The sequence below is a fragment of the Gordonia sp. 'Campus' genome (assembly GCF_022206305.1).
Taxonomy (GTDB): domain Bacteria; phylum Actinomycetota; class Actinomycetes; order Mycobacteriales; family Mycobacteriaceae; genus Gordonia.
Map to the genome: position 1 here is coordinate 254,123 of NZ_JAKOIW010000005.1, position 17,148 is coordinate 271,270.

Here is a 17,148-nt window from a genome sequence, read left to right on the forward strand (position 1 = left end):
ACGGCCGATGTCGTGAAGTGAGTCACACCGCTTTTCCGCTGCGCTGCGGTTTCGGCGTCTGTCGCCGGCAGAATTCATCTGGATTCAACAAATCGTCGGTAGCTTCGGACATATGCGAAAAAAGGGAGTCGGGGCCCTGGGGATTCGCGACGTGGTGCGGTACGACCTACCCGCATCGCTCGTGGTTTTTCTTGTCGCCCTTCCGTTGTCATTGGGAATTGCCATCGCGTCGGGTGCTCCGGTACTCGCCGGACTCATCGCCGCGGTCGTCGGTGGGATCGTCGTCGGCCTGATAGGTGGTAGCCCGCTTCAGGTTTCGGGTCCGGCCGCCGGGCTCACTGTCGTCGTCGCCGACATGGTCGCCAACTTCGGCTGGCGCGTAACGTGTTTGATCACCGTGGGCGCCGGGGTACTGCAGATCCTGTTCGGACTCAGCAAGGTGGCGGGGGCCGCACTGGCCATCGCGCCCGTGGTCGTGCACGCGATGCTCGCCGGAATCGGTATCACCATCGCGCTGCAGCAGATCCACGTGCTACTCGGCGGCAGTTCGGCGAGCACCGCGTGGGAGAACGTGACCTCGCTGCCGTCGGGGCTGGCGAACATCGAGACCTCCGGTGCACTCGTGGGTGGCACGGTGATCGTCGTACTGCTGGTCTGGCCGCTGCTGCCGTCACCGGTACGCAAGGTGCCGGGGCCTCTCGTCGCGATCGTGGGCGCGACCCTCATGACCTTCGTGTTCGGTCTCGACGTCGAGCGGATCAGCATCGACGGCAACTTCTTCGAGGCGATCATGCTGCCGGAGCTGCCCGACGGTGGTTGGGGCGCAGTCCTTCTCGGTGTGCTGACCGTCGCCCTCATCGCGAGCGTCGAGTCGCTGCTCTCGGCGGTGGCCGTCGACAAGATGCACACCGGACCGCGCAGCAACCTCAACCGGGAGCTGCTCGGCCAGGGGAGTGCGAACATCACCTCGGGGATGCTCGGCGGACTGCCGGTGACCGGCGTGATCGTCCGCAGCACGACCAACGTGGCCTCGGGTGCGCGCACCTCGGCGTCGGCCGTGATGCACGGTGTGTGGGTGCTCGTGTTCGCGGCGTTGCTGACGGGGCTCGTCGAGCGGATCCCGATGGCCGCGCTGGCCGGCTTGCTCGTGGTGATCGGTATCCAGTTGGTCAAGTTGGCGCATATGCGGATCGCGTTGCGCACCGGCGATCTCTGGGTCTACGTCATCACCGTGTTGTCGGTCGTGTTCCTCAATCTCCTCGAGGGCGTCGGCATCGGTCTGGCGGTGGCGATCGGACTGGTCGTCTGGCGCGTGGTCCGCGCCGAGATCACCTCCGAGCCGGTGGGGACCGGCGTCGACGCGGGGCAATGGGTTGTCCGCGTGCATGGTTCGCTGAGCTTCCTGTCGCTGCCGAAGCTGAACAAGGCGCTGACACAGGTGCCGGACGGAGCGCACCTGACGCTGGATCTCGACACCGACTTCCTGGATCACGCGGCGTCGGAGATGCTCGGGGACTTCCGGTGGGCGCACGAAGCGGGCGGCGGTACGGTGCTCGTGGTCGAAAAAGGTCGTGCCCGGCTCGTCGACGCCCCGCGTCGACCACCGCGTAGACACACGACGGGGTTCGCCGGCCTCACCCCATGGCGCAATCGGGTCGGCGCCGACACCGCTGCCGCGCAGGAACGTCCGGCAGCGCTGCGTTCGGTGCTCGGTGGTGTGGACGAATACGAGAACTCGCACGCCGACGCGCTGCGGGCCATGCTCGCCGACGTCACCGAAACGCAGGATCCGGACTCGCTCTTCGTGACCTGCGCGGACTCTCGACTCCTGCCGAACGTCATCACGGCCAGCGGTCCGGGCGATCTGTTCACCGTGCGCAACGTCGGCAACCTGATCCCCACCGAGTCCGATGGCGACGTATCAGTGCAGGCCGCACTGGAATTCGCGATCGGCGAACTCGCGGTCTCGTCCATTGTGGTGTGCGGTCATTCCTCCTGCGGCGCCATGCGTGCTCTGCTCGACGGTGAGCAGGCGGAGTCCGATCCCGCCGGGACGACCGCGGACGGTCAGACCTCGGACCGGACGCCCATCCAGCGCTGGCTGCGTCATGCGGTGCCGAGCCGGGTGGCGTTCCGCCACGGACATCCCGCCGGCCGGGCCGCGGCCGAACTCGGACTACCCGAGGTTGATCAACTGGCGGTGGTCAACGTCGCGAAGCAGATCGAGACGCTTGCGCGCCACCCGTTGGTCGGCCGGGTGGCCGCCGAGGCCCGGCTCCGAATCGTCGGCCTCTACTTCGACATCGCCACGGCGCGGGTGTACGAGGTGACCCCGCAGAGTCTGTCCCCGGTGGCGCGGCGCGCGGAGGCGCCTGCGGTCTCGACGTGACGGCGGTCGGAAGCGGTCAGGACATCACCGAACGGAAATGGGTGACGAACCGGCCGTTGCCCTGAGCGTCGTTGTCGAACATGTGGAACGCGATGCCCGGCGGTTGACCGCGATTGACGACCTCCAGGCCCTCGAACGGGAGGTTGAGGGTCGAGGAGACGCCCGGTGCGACGCACAGGGGACGGTCGGCGAAGGTGGTCACCGCCGGGGTGTGTGCGTGTCCGCACAGGAAGGCGACGATGTTGGGGTGCTCGACCACGAGCGCGGCCAGGCGCTCCTCGCCGGTCTGACGGATCGAGTCCATGAACGGCATGTGCAGCTCGACCGGTGGGTGGTGGAAGGCGATGAACACCGGGGTGGACGGGTTCTCGGATCGGAGTTCGTTCGACAGCCACGCGATCGTCTCGTCATCGAGGTGGCCGTCGTTGCGTCCGGGAATCGAACTGTCGCAAATCAGGAAGACGACATCGTTCCCGTCCCGTCCACGTAACCGCCGTGCGTGGTTGATCGGCCCGGAGGTCTCGGTGCCGATGAGGGCTGCGCTGAAGGGTTCGCGGACGTCGTGGTTGCCCGCGGTGATCAGCATCGGCAGCGGGCTCTCGAGCACATCGTGGGCCTCGCGGTACTCGCTCGGTACGCCTTCGTCGGCGATGTCGCCGGTGACCAGAAGGACGTCGATGCCGGCGGCGTGGGCATTGACATAGTCCAGCGTCGACTCGATACGGCTCCTGTTGAAGCGCGTCCCGTTGAAATGCAGGTCGCTGATGTGGGCGACAACGAACACGAAGAGCTCCCGTTCCGGTCTCTGACTCACACGAGGCTATCTGCCGTGCGGTCCGGGGGACCCATCGCGTCGTCGGTGCGAGGCGCAACGCACTCCGTGGACGCGACTGTGGTCCAGCCCGCTCCGATGTCGGAATCGACCTGTTTGCATTCTCTCTACTTCGCGCGCACACTTGCGAACGGCAACTAGTTGCAGGCCGCAACTAATTGCAAAGGGAAAGTAAAGGCTCGGAGTGCAGGGGGTGGAATGCTCGATCACCAGGCGATCGACGACCTATTCGAGACGCTGCTGCGATTCGTACGCATCCGCGAGCGCGCGGTCCACACCACGTTCCGGACACGCGAGGGCGAGTTCGAGGCGGCAGCGTTCAAGGCGCTGTTCCCGCTCTCCCGGCGGTCCATGCGTTCCCGGGAGCTCGCCGAGGCGATGAACGCCGACCCGTCGACGGTGAGTCGTCACGTCGCTCAACTCGTGGACCACGAACTGATCCGTCGTGAGGCCGATCCCGATGACGGACGTGCCACCCTCCTGGTCATCACCGATGCGGGCCGGGACCGTGTCCTGGCGATGCGCGAGATGCGGCGATCGGCGATGGCGGACGTCATGGCGGAGTGGACCGACGACGAACTCCAGACTCTCGTAAGGCTTCTCGGTCGATTCGTCGACGCTGCCGATGCGGCCCTCAACCCGGCCTGCCCAGCCCGCAAGCCGGATGCGGATGCGTGAAACCCGTGAAAGGACAACAATGACAGACTCCTCGGCGGCCCCCGAAACGGTGGTCTCTGGAACGGCGGCACACGACGAGGTCGCCGGGGCCGGACTGACCCATCGCCAGATCCTGACCATCCTGGCCGGGCTCATGATGGGCATGTTCCTCGCCGCCCTCGACCAGACCATCGTGTCGACCGCGATCCGGACCATCGCCGACGACCTGCAGGGATACGACATGCAGGCGTGGGTGACCACGGCCTATCTCGTCACCGCCACGATCGTGACGCCCCTGTACGGCAAGCTCTCCGACCTCTACGGGCGCAAGCCGTTCTTCCTGCTCGCGATCTCGATCTTCATCGTCGGTTCGTTGCTGTGCACGATCGCCACGTCGATGTACGAGCTGGCCGCATTCCGCGCCTTCCAGGGACTCGGTGCGGGCGGTCTGATGACCCTCGCGCTGACCACCATCGGCGACATCGTGCCGCCCCGTGAACGCGCCAAGTACCAGGGGTACTTCCTTGCCGTGTTCGGCACCTCGAGCGTGCTCGGCCCGGTCCTCGGTGGCCTGTTCGCCGGCCAGGAGACGATCCTCTGGGTGTCGGGCTGGCGCTGGGTGTTCCTGGTGAACGTGCCGATCGGGCTCGTCGCACTGTTCGTCGTCTACAAGGTCCTCAACTACGACCAGCAGAAGGGCGTCGGTGGGCGCACCGACTACTGGGGCGCGACAGCGCTGGCCGTCGCGGTGGCGCCGATGCTCATCGTCGCCGAACAGGGCCGCGAGTGGGGCTGGAGTTCCGGTCTGGCGATTCTCTGCTACGGCATCGGGATCGTCGGTATCGCGGCGTTCATCTGGATCGAGCACAAGATGGGCGACGACGCACTGATCCCGTTGCGGGTGTTCCGGAACGTGGTCTTCAGCCAGGGCATCGTCATCTCGGTCATCATCGGTGCTGTCATGTTCGGCGGCATCTCGATGCTGCCGCAGTACTTCCAGGTACTCCGCGGATCGAGCCCGATGATCGCCGGTCTCCAGATGCTGCCCATGGTGCTCGGACTCATGACCGGCTCGATCCTGTCGGGTCAGTTGATCTCCCGCACCGGTCGCTACAAGATCTTCACGATCATCGGCGCGGTGCTGATCACCACCGGCACCTTCCTGCTGCACCTGGTCGGCACCGAGACCCCGGTCTATCTCGTCATGTTGATGGCGGCGCTGCTCGGCTTCGGTCTCGGCAACCTGATGCAGCCGATCACCCTCGCGATGCAGAACATCCTGCCGCCCAAGGACATGGGGCTCTCGACCGGCACCGCCACCTTCTTCCGCCAGATCGGCGGAACGCTCGGTGTCGCGGTCTTCTTCTCACTGCTGTTCTCCTTCATGGGGCCGAGCATCAAGGACGAGATGGTGTCGGCGGCCGCTCAGCCCGAATACCGGGCGGCGGTCGTGGAGGCTTCGCAGAGTTCCGACCCGCAGGTCAGCGCCTTCGGACAATCACTCATCGCGGCCGCCGAGAATCCCGGTGCCGCAACGGGATCGTCGGACAGTGTCATGAGCGACACCTCGATCATCGAGAAGCTGCCCACCGAGCTGGCGCAGCCCATCAAGGAGGGCTTCGCCGACTCCATGGATCGGGTGTTTCTGGCGGTGTCGATCATCTCGCTGCTGGCCATCATCGGCACGGTCACCTGGAAGGAGCTGCCGCTGCGCCAGGGCCGGCCGATCGGTGAACCGGCGCCGACGCCGGCCTCGTGACGAGGCGGCTCGCCGGAATCCTGATCGCCGTTGCGGGCCTGTGCTATTCGTCGTGGGTGATGGAGTTCGCGTGGGCTGATTCGCTGGACCCGATGCGCAGCTTCCTCAGCGAGCTCGACGCAGCCCACCGGCCCCACCGCGAGATCTACGTGGTCGGAGACGTCACCACCGGGATCTGCGCACTGGTCGCTGCTGCTCTCCTGCTCGTCCCGCATCACGTGTTCCGCGGCCGGATGGCGACCGTCGCCCTTCTTGCGCTCGCGGTTTTCGGCGCGGCGACGGTCGCCGACGCGCTGTTACCCATCGAGTGCATTCCGGGTGTCGACGCCGGGTGCGCGCGCGAGCCGAGCGGCATACTGCCGCAGCTCCATCACATTCATGCGCTGACGAGCACGGTCGCAGTGTTCGCCATCTTCACGGTGATGGTCGCCGCGGGCATGTGCGCGCTGCGTGCCGGCACGGTGAGCCCGGTGTGGCCGATCCTCCGGCGGATCGGGAACGGGGTGCTCATCGTCGTTGCGCTCGCGACGGTGTGGATGCTGGTCGCCGACAACCTGTCCGGCGACTACAGACTCGGACTGGCCCAGCGCATCCAGGTCGGCGGGATGAGCGTCTGGCTGATGCTGTGGGGGTGGGCTGTGGCCACCTCGCCGTCTCACACCGACAGGGTTCGGCGGAACAGGGCCTCCAGCTCGCTGAAGTGATGTTCGCTCGCCTCGTGGTGGTACGCGGCGAGGTCGGACATCGTGTATCCGTGCGGCGCGCCGGGGTAGACCGTCGCCGAGTGGGCCACACCGCTCGTGGTGAGCGCGTGCTCGAATCGGGCGACCGCGGTGGCCGGGAGCGACCGGTCCTTGTCGGCGTGGATCGCGAGGACGAAGCCATCGATGTCGGCGAGGTGCAGGTGGGGACTGTCGTGGTCGTCGGTGACCAGTCCGCCGGTGTGGAACATGCCCACCGCGGCCACGTCGTGGGGCCGCACGGCGGCGATGTTCAACGCGAGACGACCGCCCATGCAGTAACCGCTGACGCCGACGGGTCCCGGCGCGACACCCGGCAAAGATTGCAGCGCATCGAGATAGGCGACGAGATCGGGACGGACCGCGTCGGGGGTGAGGGTGCGCGCCCTTGGCATCGCAGAGGCGAAGAAGGAGGCTCGTGCCTCGGGCAGCAGCAGATCGTCGTCGGGTGCCCAGTCCTCCGCGGACCCGAATCGATGGAAGAGGTGGGGAACGAGGACGACATATCCCCACGAGGCGATGCGGTCGGCCATGGCCCGCGTCCGGGGACGCAGTCCGATGATGTCGGTCAGGAACAGGACCCCCGGGAGCTCCGTCGTGGGCAGGGAACCGTCGGGCCGTGACACGTAGGCGTCGGTGTCGCCGTGCGCCGAGGCGATGGTGATCGATTCGCCGGTCATGGCGGGCCTCACATCCCCGGCGCCGGCGCCGGGGCGGCGTCCCGATCGCCGGATCGGTGGCGCGGCAGGAAGAGCGCAGGCAGGAAGATGACCGCGGTCAGACCGAAGGCGACCCAGAACGCATACCCGAAGGAGTCGGCGAGCAGGGGTCCGACGACGGGCATCGCCTCGGGCGGAATGGAACCGAGCTGGTCGGTGCCGCCCCCGGCCGCCGGGATGTCCTTCGTGGTCAGCTCATGGGTGAGGTGCTGGGTCAACGCGGTGACCAGCAGCGCGCTTCCCAGCGACGCACCCACCTGTTGGATCGCCGACAGGGTCGGCGCCGCGCGGGTGACCGCGTCTTTGCTCAGCTGACTGTAGGCCGCCGAGATCGTCGGCATCATCACCGATCCGAGCCCCATGCCCCGGACGAACAGCGCGATGCTCAGCCACACGTAGGAGCTGTCGGTGTCGACCTGCGTGAAGGGGTAGGTCCCGATCATCGCGAGCACCACGCCGACGGGTACGACGTAGCCTGCACCGATGCGATCGGTGATCCGACCGCCGATCACCATGGCGACGACCGCGCCGAGCCCCTGCGGGGCGAGCAGCAGGCCGGCGTCGAGGGCACCTTCACCGCGAACGGTCTGGTAGTACAGCGGGAGTAGCAGCATGCCGCCGAACAGGCCGATGGCCACGAGAAACACCGAGATGGTGCCCGCCGCGAACACACGATTCTTCAGCAGGCGGACGTCGACGATCGAATCCCGGCCCTTGCGGAGACTGTGCAGCGTGTACAGCGCCAGTCCCGCCGCGCCGCCGATCAGCCACCCGAGAACGCCCCACTCGGAGAAGCCGCCATGTGAACTCGCCCGGGACAGTCCGTAGAGCAGGCACACCAGGCTGCCCGACAGCACGGCGAGTCCGAGCAGGTCGAGATGGTCCCGGTCGGGTGCGGTGTCGCCGCGCGGTAGCTTCCACGCCGCGAGGCACACCGCGACGATGCCGACAGGCACGTTGACGAGGAAGATCCAGTGCCAGCTGCTGTATTCGACGAGCAGTCCGCCGATCACTGGTCCGAGTACCGGCCCCAGAAGCATGGGCACGCCGAGGATGACCATCGCCCGGCCGAGTCGGTCGGGGCCCGCCGCGCGGGTGATGATGGCCTGCCCGGCGGGCAGCAACATGCCGCCGCCGAGGCCCTGCAGAATGCGGAACGCGATGAGGCTCTCGATCGACCATGCGGTCGCGCACAGCGCCGACCCGACGACGAACAGCGTGACCGCCGTGATCCACGTGGACTTGGAACCGAACCGGTCCATGGCCCACCCGGTGAGTGGGATGACCAGCGCCACCGCCAGGAGATATCCGGTGACCACCCACTGCGTCGTCGACAGCGAGGAGTCGAGCTCCCTGCTCAGGGAGTCGAGGGCGACGTTGACGATGGTGGTGTCCAGGACCACCATGATCATTCCCGAGACGATCACCAGACCGGTGATGATCACGCTGCGATCGAGTTTGTCCGATCGCTGCTCCACGGAACCTGCCATGTTCACTCCGTCCGGAGAAGCGGCGACGTGCGCCGGATGCGCAGTCAACCCATTGTGCGATGAGGTGGGCGATCCCGGGGGTCTTCGGACCTGACCGCGCGATATGTCAGAGGTCGCCGGGCAGTTTGTCCCGACGGATCCCCCGCCAGCTCGGATGACGCAGGTGGCCGGCCGTCGTCCAGTCCATGAAGCGGACCTCGCCCACGATCTTGGGCAACACCCACACCGCGCTGGACGCGACGGGTCGGTCGAGCTTGTCCAGGAACGGCGACCGGGAGATCTCGAGAGGACCGAGTTCTTCTGCGAGCGCACGTAACTGGGCGTCGGTGAATCCTGTTCCGACGCGCCCGACGTAGCGCAGCCCGGTCTCTTCCGGCAGCCCGATCAGCAACGAACCGATGGTGTGGGCTCGGTTGCCGCGGCCGGGCCGGTAACCGCCCACGACGACCTCGATGTCACTCCAGTTCTTGTGTTTCAGCCAGGTGGTGGACCGGCGTCCCTGCTGGTACACCGAGTCGCGGCGCTTGGCGACCACTCCTTCGAGGTTGTGCTCACGGCTGTACTCCACGGCCGCGCGGCCGGGTGCCGGGAGAAGCGGTGGGACCTCGACGAAGGGGGAGTTGCGGAAGGCGGGCGCGAGTTCTTCGAGGAGTTCACGACGCGTCGACCACGGCTTGCGCAGCAGCGACGACCCGTTGAGGAAGAGGATGTCGAAGAGGTGGAGCCGCAGTGAATACGGCTCGTCGGTGTGTCGACGCGAGGTCAGGAGCGTGAAGTTGGTGCGACCCGACGAGTCGACCGCGACCACCTCGCCGTCGAGCACGACGTCCATCAGACCGAGATCATCGGCGAGACCGGCCAGTTCGGGGAAGTCGCGGGTCATGTCGATCCCCGACCGGGACGTCAGCCGGAATTCCCCGCCCACCGAGCGGATCAGCAGCCGGTAGCCGTCCCATTTGCCCTCGAATGCCCAGTCGCGACCGTTCAGATTGTCGATGGCCTCGTCGGTCGCGAGCATGGGCCGCGGATCGGTGAGGCTGTCGGGCAGGATCGGGCGGGGTTCGTCGCTCATCAGGTGGGCGAGCCAGTTCTTCTCACCCGTGCGGATGAGGGCGTAGCGGCCCTGGACGCGTTCGCCGTGGAGACGGACGACCACCTCCTTCTCACGCCACTTCTCGAGCTCGAATGTGCCCTTGTCCCAGATGGATACGTGGCCTCCGCCGTATTCGCCGGCGGGGATGTCGCCTTCGAAATCGGCGTAGTCCATCGGATGGTCCTCGGTCTGGACGGCCAGCCGGTTCTGGTCGGGGTCGGTCGGCAGGTTCTTGGGAACGGCCCACGACACCAGGACCCCGTCGTGTTCGAGGCGGAAGTCGTAGTGCAACCGGCGCGCGTGATGCTCCTGGATCACGAAGATGGGTGCGCGCTCGCCGGTCTCGGAATCCGCGTCCGAAGAATCGGACTCGCCGGCTTCGACGCGCTTGCGGTGGGCCTCGTCGCCGAACGGTTCAGGGGTCTTGGACTGGTCGCGTTTGCGGCGGTACTCGCGCAGGTTGATGACCTCTCCGGCCTGCGGTGCCGACGCCGGCGACGGTCGGTCGCCGTCGGTGCGGTTGTCCGGACTGTCGGTCTCGAGAGTGTCGGTGCCGGCGGTGTCGGGGGCGGCAGTGACGTCGTAGGGGTCGTCGAGGCCGTCGAGGAGGTCGCCGACGTCGGCGACACGGTCGAGGACCTCGGTGTACAGCAGCTGCGAGAGACCCGGGTCCTCCATCTCCTCCCAGGTGCGCGGAGCGGCCACCCAGGGTTCTTCCCGGCCGCGCATCGAATACGGCGCGAGTGTGGTCTTCGCGGCGTTGTTCTGGCTCCAGTCGATGAACACCTTGTCGTCGCGCAGCGATTTCGACATCTTGGCGGTGATGAAATCGCTGTGCTGGCGGGCGAACTCGTTGGCCACCTCCTGGGCCACCTTGCGTGCAGCGTCGGAGGTGACGGGCTTGGGCAGGCGGGCATAGATGTGAATGCCTTTCCCGCCGCTGGTCACCGGATAGGTGTCCGCACCACCCAGCCAGTTCCGGATCTCGCAGGCCACCTCGGCGGTGCGGTGCAGCGGCACCTGCGGCCCGGGGTCGAGGTCGAAGACGATGCGGTTGGCCATGGGTGCGCCGTCCGGTCCCATCGGGAGGCGCCACTGCGGGGTGTGGACCTCGAGCACCGCCATCTGGGCGAGCCACACGAGGGTGGCCCGGTCGTCGGCCATCGCGTAGGTGATGACCCGTTCGCTGTGCTGGATGCCGTGCCGGCGGATCCACTCGGGTGCGCTGTCGGGGAGGTTCTTCTCGAAGAACGGTGTCGACTCGACGCCGTTCGGCCACCGCTTGCGGGTGATGAGCCGGTTGCGCAGGTGGGGGAGCATCACCTCGGCGATGCGTGAGTAATAGTCGATGACCTCGAACTTCCGGGTCTTCGCCGCCGGATAGAGCACCTTGGAGAGATTGGTGATCGAGATCCGGCGGCCGTCGACCTCCAGGGACTCGCCGCCTGCCATTCCTCCATTGTCCACACCGCGGGGGTGTTGGGTTGCCCCGCTTCCCGCCATCGGACCCGAAGTACTGGCAGAATGGCCCCCATGCGCTCGATCTGGAAGGGCGATCTCAGCTTTGGTCTGGTCAACGTGCCGGTCAAGGTCTATTCCGCGACCGAGAGTCACGACCGGAAGTCGTATCAGGTCGACTCGACGGACGGGACCCGCATCCGTTACCGACGTGTCCGGGAGGGCACCGACACCGAGGTCGACTACGGGGACATCGCCAATGCGTATGAGGCCGAGTCCGGTGAGACCGTCATCCTCACTAAAGAAGACCTCGCGTCGCTGCCCGTGCAGAAGAGCCCCGAGATCTCGATCCTCGAATTCGTTCCCGCCGAGCAGGTCGATCCGATCTACTTCGACAAGCCGTACTACCTCGAGCCGTCGTCGAAGTCGCCGAAGGCCTATGTGCTGCTGGCGCGCGCGCTCGAGGAGACCGATCGCCTCGCGATCGCGACGTTCACCCTCCGCAACCGGACACGCGTCGCGGCGTTGCGGGTCGTCGACGGGGTGATGACCCTGCAGACACTGCTGTGGCCCGACGAGGTCCGCAAACCGGATTTCGAGTTCCTCGGCGACGAGCCGGAGATCCGCGACCAGGAACTGCAGATGGCGTCATCACTGATCGAGTCGATGGCGTCGGACTACGACCCGTCGGAGTTCGAGGACACCTACCAGAACGAGCTGTCGAAGCTCATCGAGGCGAAATCCGAAGGTGGCGAGGCTTTCCCGGAGTCCGACGAGGAGGACAAGGGCAGCGAGGACTCCGAGGTCGCGGATCTGCTCGCCGCGCTGCGTGCCTCGGTGAAGGACCGCGGGGGTTCGGACTCGGACTCCGAGGACGCACCCGCCAAGAAGGCTCCGGCGAAGAAGGCGGCGTCGAAGACGGCCGCGAAGAAGGCTCCGGCCAAGAAGGCGGCCGCGAAGAAGTCCACATCGAGCAGTTCGGGTTCGAGCGGTTCGGGAACCAAGAGCACCGCCAAGAAGGCTCCCGCGAAGAAGTCCTCGCGTAAGGCCAGCTGAATCCCGGCCGGCGGAAATCGCTGGCGTCCGGCACCGCGGTTCAGGCACGCTCGAAGGATGAATCCATCCGCCGAGACCCGGCTCCCCCGCGCCCTGTTGCCCTTCGCGCGGCGGCAGTACCGGTTGCTGGCCTCGGGGCTGATTCTCGCGATGTACGCCGACGGGGTGTGGACGATCGCGGTCATCTGGCAGGTCATCGCGCTCGGCGGAGGACCAGGTCAGGTGTCGCTGGCGACCGGTGTCGCGGCGGTGGGCATGTTGTTCTCCACCCTGGCCGGCGGGGTTCTCGCCGACCGGGTGTCGCAGCGGCAGATCATGATCGGGCTCGAGATCGCCAAGATGGTTGCTTTCGGTGCCATCGGTCTGGCCTCGGTGACAGGAGTGCTGCAGCTGTGGCACGTGGTGCTGGCGTCGTTGCTCGGCGGCATCACCACGGGTATGTACTACCCGGCGTACTCGGCACTGCTGCCCGCGATCGTCGCGCCGTCGGAGTTGCAGGCGGCGAACGGTATCGAGGGCTTCTTCCGTCCGGTCGTCTTCCAGGCCGTGGGTCCGATGATCGCGGGCGCGGTCATCGGTGCCTGGGCTCCCGGTCCAGCGGTCCTGATGGCTGCACTCGCCGCGATCGCCTCTGGGGTCTGTTATCTGTGGATGGCGCCGGTCACGGCGCGACGCCTCGGTGAGGCCGACGACGAACCGACGAGCGTCGAGAGGACGGGCGCCCGTCGGATCGTCACCGATCTCGCGGAGGGTTTCGTGTACATGGCCCGCACGCCGTGGCTGTGGGGCACCCTGCTGTTCGCCTGTGTATTGGTGCTGGCGACCCTCGGTCCGATCGAGGTGCTGGTGCCCTTCGCGCTCCGCGAACGCGTGGACGGTGGCGCGACCCAACATGCCTGGGTGCTGGCCGGTTTCGGGCTCGGGGCGGCGGCCGCCTCGCTGGTGTTCGCCTCGATCCCCATGCCGCGCCGCTACCTCACCGTCATGTTCTCGCTGTGGGGGTTCTCCAGCGTGCCGCTGGTGCTGATGGGCCTCGCCGACTCGACGTGGATGTTCATCGCCGCAGGTGTCACCCTGGGCATCCTGTTCGATGGCCCGATGGTGGTGTGGGGCACGCTGTTACAGCGACGCGTACCGCCGGCTCTGCTCGGCCGGATCGCAAGCCTGGACTTCTTCGTGTCGGTCGCACTGATGCCGGTGTCGATGGCGATCGCCGCGCCGGTGTCCGCGGCGATCGGACTGACCGCGACCTTCGTCCTGGCGGGTCTGTTGCCCGTTCCGATCGCCTGGGCCTTCTACTTCGCGGCCCGCATGTGGCGCGACGAGATCGAGAATCCCCTCGTCGACGAGGACCACCCCAAGCTGGTCGACCCCGCCGTTTCCTAGCTCCGGACCGCGCCACGCGCAGTCTGGAGCTATGAGTCGGAGAGGCCGCCACTGACCGCGGCTGAGCTACAGCGCGCGGGCCGCCCCGTCGACGACGCTCGTGGTGAGCGCTTGCAGCAGAGGGGAACTCAACTTCCAGTACTGCCAGTACAGCGGGACGTCGACATGATGATCGGCGAGGAGTCGCACCCGGCCCGCCGCGAGTGCGGCGGCGATCTGGACGACGGGTACCGCGCCCCAGCCGATCCCGAGTTCGACCGCGCGGTGGTATTCGGTCGACGCCGGGATGTACACCGCCGGTGGGTCGACGGGGCGTCCCGCCAGGGCCGAGGAGATGTTCCGCTGGATGTGGTCGTTGCGGTCGAACTGGACCATCGGGGCCCGGGCCAACGCGTCGGCGTCCGGTCCGTCGGGTAGCCAGGTCGCGATGAAATCCGGTGTGGCGACCGGGAGGTAGCGCATCGCCCCCAGCGATTGCAGCGCGCATCCGCGGATCGCGAGTGGTTCCGAGGTCACCGCGGCCAGGACGTCGCCGGTGCGGAGCAGTGCGCTGCTGCGGGTCTCGTCGTCGCGGAAGACCTCCACCGCGACGGCGTGTTCGCGGTGGAACCGTGCCAGAACCGGGAGCAACCAGGTGGCGAGCGAGTCGGCGTTGGTGGCGATCGGGAGGTGGATGCGGGGACGGTCGACGAGCGGCAGCTCGTCGTCGCCGGGCGCGCCGACGAATTCGGCGCGGGTCTCGGCGAGCAACAGGTCCCACTGCTTGGCCAGGCGGACGAGTACCTCACCGTCGGGGGTGGCGGTCGCCGGCTTGGTCCGACGCAGCAGCACCCGTCCGGCGGCGGTTTCGAGAGCCTTGATCCGCTGACTCACCGCCGACGGGGTGATGTGGAGACTGCCGGCAGCCGCGTCGAAGGTGCCTTCGCGCAGGACGGCGGCCAGTGTGCGCAGGCCCTCCTGGCTGATGTCCACGAGCCGAGGCTAGACGACGGCAGGTTCCCGGCGCCGCATCCGCAGCACACCCAGTGCGAGCAACACGGCACCTACGACGACCCAGCCGAGGAGGACCGCGACCGGACCGGCGACGCCGGCCCCGGGAAAGTACGCCGCGCTGCGCAGCAGCGTCCCGCCGGCGCCTGGCGGTAACCACTGACCGACGGCTCCCCACGGAGCGGGGAGCAGGTACGGCGACGACGCCAGGCCCGACAACGGGTTCGAGATCAGAACCATGACGAGCGCGGACAACCCGACGCCCGCGGTGCCGAGGAGCGTCCCCGCGCCGAGGGTGAACCAGACGATGGCGCCGATCATCACCGCCGCGGCCATCCCGACCGCGCCGATCCTGCCGTCGATGACCCCCAGCCACGACCAGACGGCGGCGAAGCCGAACCCGGCGACGAGCGGGCCCGCGACGGCGAGAGTCAGCTGCATGGCGACGCGACCGCGCAGAGCGATGGCCGCGGCGCCGCCCAGAGCCATGCCGGCGATGAGCAGGGGAAGCAGCCCGGCCGCGAATCCGGTTCCGCGCGCATCGGTCTCGGGTGTCGAGACGACGGATTCCACCCTCACCGGCATCCGTTGCGCGGAACCGATGCCGGTGCCGACGGCGGTGATCACCTGTGCGAGCGCGGGGGATCCGGCCTCCGCGGTCAGGACGGTCACGCCGTCCGGGCCGATCGCCACGGCGCCCATCACGTCCCGTCGCTCGATCGCGGCACGCGCCTCGTCGGCACCTGCGAATCGTTCGACGACGAAGGCGTCGTTCCCGGCACGCTCGGCGAGCGCCGCCTCGATCGCCTGCGTGGCAGGCGGGGGAGCGATCAGTCCGAGTGGGACCCGGTGGGGTTCCGGGCCGACGGCCAGCGACACGAACATGGCGGCGATCGCGACGACGACCGTGGGTATCAGCACGACCATCGCGGCGACGACGCGCCAGTTCGGGGCGTGGCGCCGCGGTTCGGCTTCGCCGTTGCCGCCGGACGTGTGGTCGCCGTCGGCTGCGGACGGAACGTGTCGCGTGTCGCCGGAGTGCAGGCGAGTGCTCATGGCCTCCTCCTAAAAAGAACGAATCCTCGTTTTGGAGTATGCGCGTGTCGGCGCGGGTAATCAAGAACGAATCTTCGTTTTAAACTGATCGCATGCCGAAGATCAGTGACGATCGCAAGCTGGAACGAAGCCGACAGATCCTCGACGCCGCGCGCCGATGCTTCGCCGAAAAAGGCTTTCACCGGGCGTCGATGTCCGACGTCATCAAGGAGTCCGGCCTCAGTGCCGGGGCTGTCTACTCGTACTACTCGTCGAAGGAAGAGCTCATCGCCGCGGTCGCGCGGTCGATGTTCGTGGCGTACGAGGCCGGGATCCACAGCTTCGACGACCCGCAGGCGCACCCCGCGTCCCCCGAGGCCGCGGTACGAGCGCTCGCGGAACGCATCCTGCTCGAGATCGCCCCGTTGACCGACGGCTTCCGGATGGTCCTGACGGTATGGGGTGAAGCCGCGAACAATCCGGCCCTCCGCGACACCGTGCGCGACATCGTTCGCGGGTTGCGTGGCGTCTTCGAGCGGGTTCTGACCGACTGGCAGGCTGCCGGACACACCCTGCCCGCCGAGCCCGTGGTGCTCGCGCAGGTCATGGTCTCGGTCATGCAGGGGGTTGTCGTGCAGCAGGGACTGGTCGGCGACATCGAGGTCGAGGACTACATCGATGCGTTCTGTGCGGTGCTCCGTGGGGTCGGATTGGGAGAACCACGTCCGTGATCTGAAGCTCTACTGATGATTCGACAGAAACATTCGCTGTACTGACCGGACGTCGAACCCTAGCGTCGTCCGCGTGACCAGTTATCTCGTGCCCGCCCTGGCCGGTCTCCTCACCGGCGCCGGGCTGATCATCGCCATCGGACCGCAGAACGTCTTCGTCCTCCGCCAAGGGGTCGCGCGACAGCACACCGGCGTGGTCGTCGCGGTCTGCGCCGTCTCCGACGTCGTGCTGATCGTCGCCGGTGTGGCGGGCCTCGGAGCTCTCGTCGCCGCTCACCCCCAGGTGGTCACGTTCGCGAAGCTGGCGGGTGGACTGTACGTGGGCGCGCTCGGAGTGCTGGCCGCCCGACGCTGTCTGCGGACCGACGAAGCGATCGCCGCCAACGCCGAGGAGGCCGAGTCGGCGGGACGCTGGGTCGCGGTGGGAACCGCGCTCGCGTTGACCTGGCTGAATCCCCACGTGTATCTCGACACCGTCCTGACCATGGGCGCCATCGCCAACGGGCACGGAAACGGCAAATGGGCCTTCGCCTTCGGCGCGTGCATCGCCAGCATCCTCTGGTTCGGCGCGCTCGGCGGCGGAGCGCGCCGCCTCGCCGGTTTCTTCGCCAGCCCGCGCGCCTGGAAGGTGCTCGACGCGGTCGTGGCGGTGATCATGATCGGGATGGCGGTGGCCCTGATCGCCTCCATCTGACCGGCGTCGAGCCGGCCTGAGACCGGTGTCTCAGGGCGCACGCGGTGTGGTCGCAGACCATGCCGGGGTGTTTTCGGGTATCCCGGAGGGGTGACCCTCCGCCGACCGGCCCCCACGGT

14 protein-coding genes are annotated in these 17,148 nt (G+C 67.5%); 8 read left to right on the forward strand and 6 right to left on the reverse strand.

Annotation, left to right across the window (positions count from 1 at the left end; genetic code table 11):
* Positions 1 to 112 precede the first annotated feature (112 nt).
* Positions 113 to 2,389 carry a bifunctional SulP family inorganic anion transporter/carbonic anhydrase gene (locus MAY35_RS08155; RefSeq protein ID WP_238420528.1) on the forward strand — a complete coding sequence of 759 codons (2,277 nt, stop codon included), beginning with the start codon at positions 113 to 115 and terminating at the stop codon, positions 2,387 to 2,389.
* 16 nt (positions 2,390 to 2,405) lie between these two features.
* Here the strand turns inward: MAY35_RS08155 and MAY35_RS08160 are convergent, their stop codons facing one another.
* Positions 2,406 to 3,173, reverse strand: a complete 768-nt coding sequence (locus MAY35_RS08160; protein WP_238420637.1) for a metallophosphoesterase — start codon at positions 3,171 to 3,173, stop codon at positions 2,406 to 2,408.
* Positions 3,174 to 3,419: 246 nt separating this feature from the next.
* Here MAY35_RS08160 and MAY35_RS08165 point away from each other — a divergent pair, with 246 nt between their 5' ends.
* The 3 genes from MAY35_RS08165 to MAY35_RS08175 are packed head-to-tail and all read left to right on the forward strand — an operon-like array spanning position 3,420 to position 6,341.
* Positions 3,420 to 3,899, forward strand: a complete 480-nt coding sequence (locus MAY35_RS08165; RefSeq protein ID WP_238420530.1) for a MarR family winged helix-turn-helix transcriptional regulator — start codon at positions 3,420 to 3,422, stop codon at positions 3,897 to 3,899.
* A 19-nt stretch (positions 3,900 to 3,918) separates the two neighbouring features.
* Complete coding sequence (locus MAY35_RS08170; protein ID WP_238420531.1) at positions 3,919 to 5,637, forward strand: MDR family MFS transporter; 1,719 nt, start codon at positions 3,919 to 3,921, stop codon at positions 5,635 to 5,637.
* Positions 5,634 to 6,341, forward strand: a complete 708-nt coding sequence (locus MAY35_RS08175) for a DUF998 domain-containing protein (RefSeq protein WP_238420533.1) — start codon at positions 5,634 to 5,636, stop codon at positions 6,339 to 6,341. The genes MAY35_RS08170 and MAY35_RS08175 overlap by 4 nt, the downstream gene beginning before the upstream one ends.
* Here the strand turns inward: MAY35_RS08175 and MAY35_RS08180 are convergent.
* The 3 genes from MAY35_RS08180 to MAY35_RS08190 form a co-directional block, all read right to left on the reverse strand.
* Positions 6,293 to 7,057, reverse strand: a complete 765-nt coding sequence (locus MAY35_RS08180) for a dienelactone hydrolase family protein (RefSeq protein ID WP_238420536.1) — start codon at positions 7,055 to 7,057, stop codon at positions 6,293 to 6,295. The two genes, MAY35_RS08175 and MAY35_RS08180, sit on opposite strands and share 49 nt — an antisense overlap.
* Positions 7,058 to 7,065: 8 nt before the next feature.
* Positions 7,066 to 8,586 (reverse strand): DHA2 family efflux MFS transporter permease subunit, encoded by a 1,521-nt coding sequence (locus MAY35_RS08185; protein WP_238420538.1) that lies wholly within the window; start codon positions 8,584 to 8,586, stop codon positions 7,066 to 7,068.
* Positions 8,587 to 8,692: 106 nt separating this feature from the next.
* Positions 8,693 to 11,131, reverse strand: a complete 2,439-nt coding sequence (locus MAY35_RS08190; protein ID WP_238420540.1) for an ATP-dependent DNA ligase — start codon at positions 11,129 to 11,131, stop codon at positions 8,693 to 8,695.
* 72 nt (positions 11,132 to 11,203) lie between these two features.
* On the opposite strand from MAY35_RS08190, the gene MAY35_RS08195 reads away from it, so the two are divergent.
* Complete coding sequence (locus MAY35_RS08195) at positions 11,204 to 12,193, forward strand: Ku protein (RefSeq protein WP_238420542.1); 990 nt, start codon at positions 11,204 to 11,206, stop codon at positions 12,191 to 12,193.
* Positions 12,194 to 12,250: 57 nt separating this feature from the next.
* Complete coding sequence (locus tag MAY35_RS08200) at positions 12,251 to 13,579, forward strand: MFS transporter (RefSeq protein WP_238420544.1); 1,329 nt, start codon at positions 12,251 to 12,253, stop codon at positions 13,577 to 13,579.
* A 66-nt stretch (positions 13,580 to 13,645) separates the two neighbouring features.
* Here the strand turns inward: MAY35_RS08200 and MAY35_RS08205 are convergent, their stop codons facing one another.
* Positions 13,646 to 14,551 carry a LysR family transcriptional regulator ArgP gene (locus MAY35_RS08205; RefSeq protein WP_238420546.1) on the reverse strand — a complete coding sequence of 302 codons (906 nt, stop codon included), beginning with the start codon at positions 14,549 to 14,551 and terminating at the stop codon, positions 13,646 to 13,648.
* A gap of 9 nt (positions 14,552 to 14,560) precedes the next feature.
* On the reverse strand, positions 14,561 to 15,625 hold the full coding sequence (locus MAY35_RS08210) for an ABC transporter permease (protein ID WP_238420548.1): 1,065 nt from the start codon (positions 15,623 to 15,625) through the stop codon (positions 14,561 to 14,563).
* Positions 15,626 to 15,717: 92 nt separating this feature from the next.
* Here MAY35_RS08210 and MAY35_RS08215 point away from each other — a divergent pair, with 92 nt between their 5' ends.
* Positions 15,718 to 16,335 (forward strand): TetR/AcrR family transcriptional regulator, encoded by a 618-nt coding sequence (locus MAY35_RS08215; protein ID WP_238420551.1) that lies wholly within the window; start codon positions 15,718 to 15,720, stop codon positions 16,333 to 16,335.
* A gap of 73 nt (positions 16,336 to 16,408) precedes the next feature.
* Positions 16,409 to 17,029: a LysE/ArgO family amino acid transporter gene (locus MAY35_RS08220; protein WP_238420553.1), complete on the forward strand. Its 621-nt coding sequence runs from the start codon at positions 16,409 to 16,411 to the stop codon at positions 17,027 to 17,029.
* Positions 17,030 to 17,148: the final 119 nt, after the last annotated feature.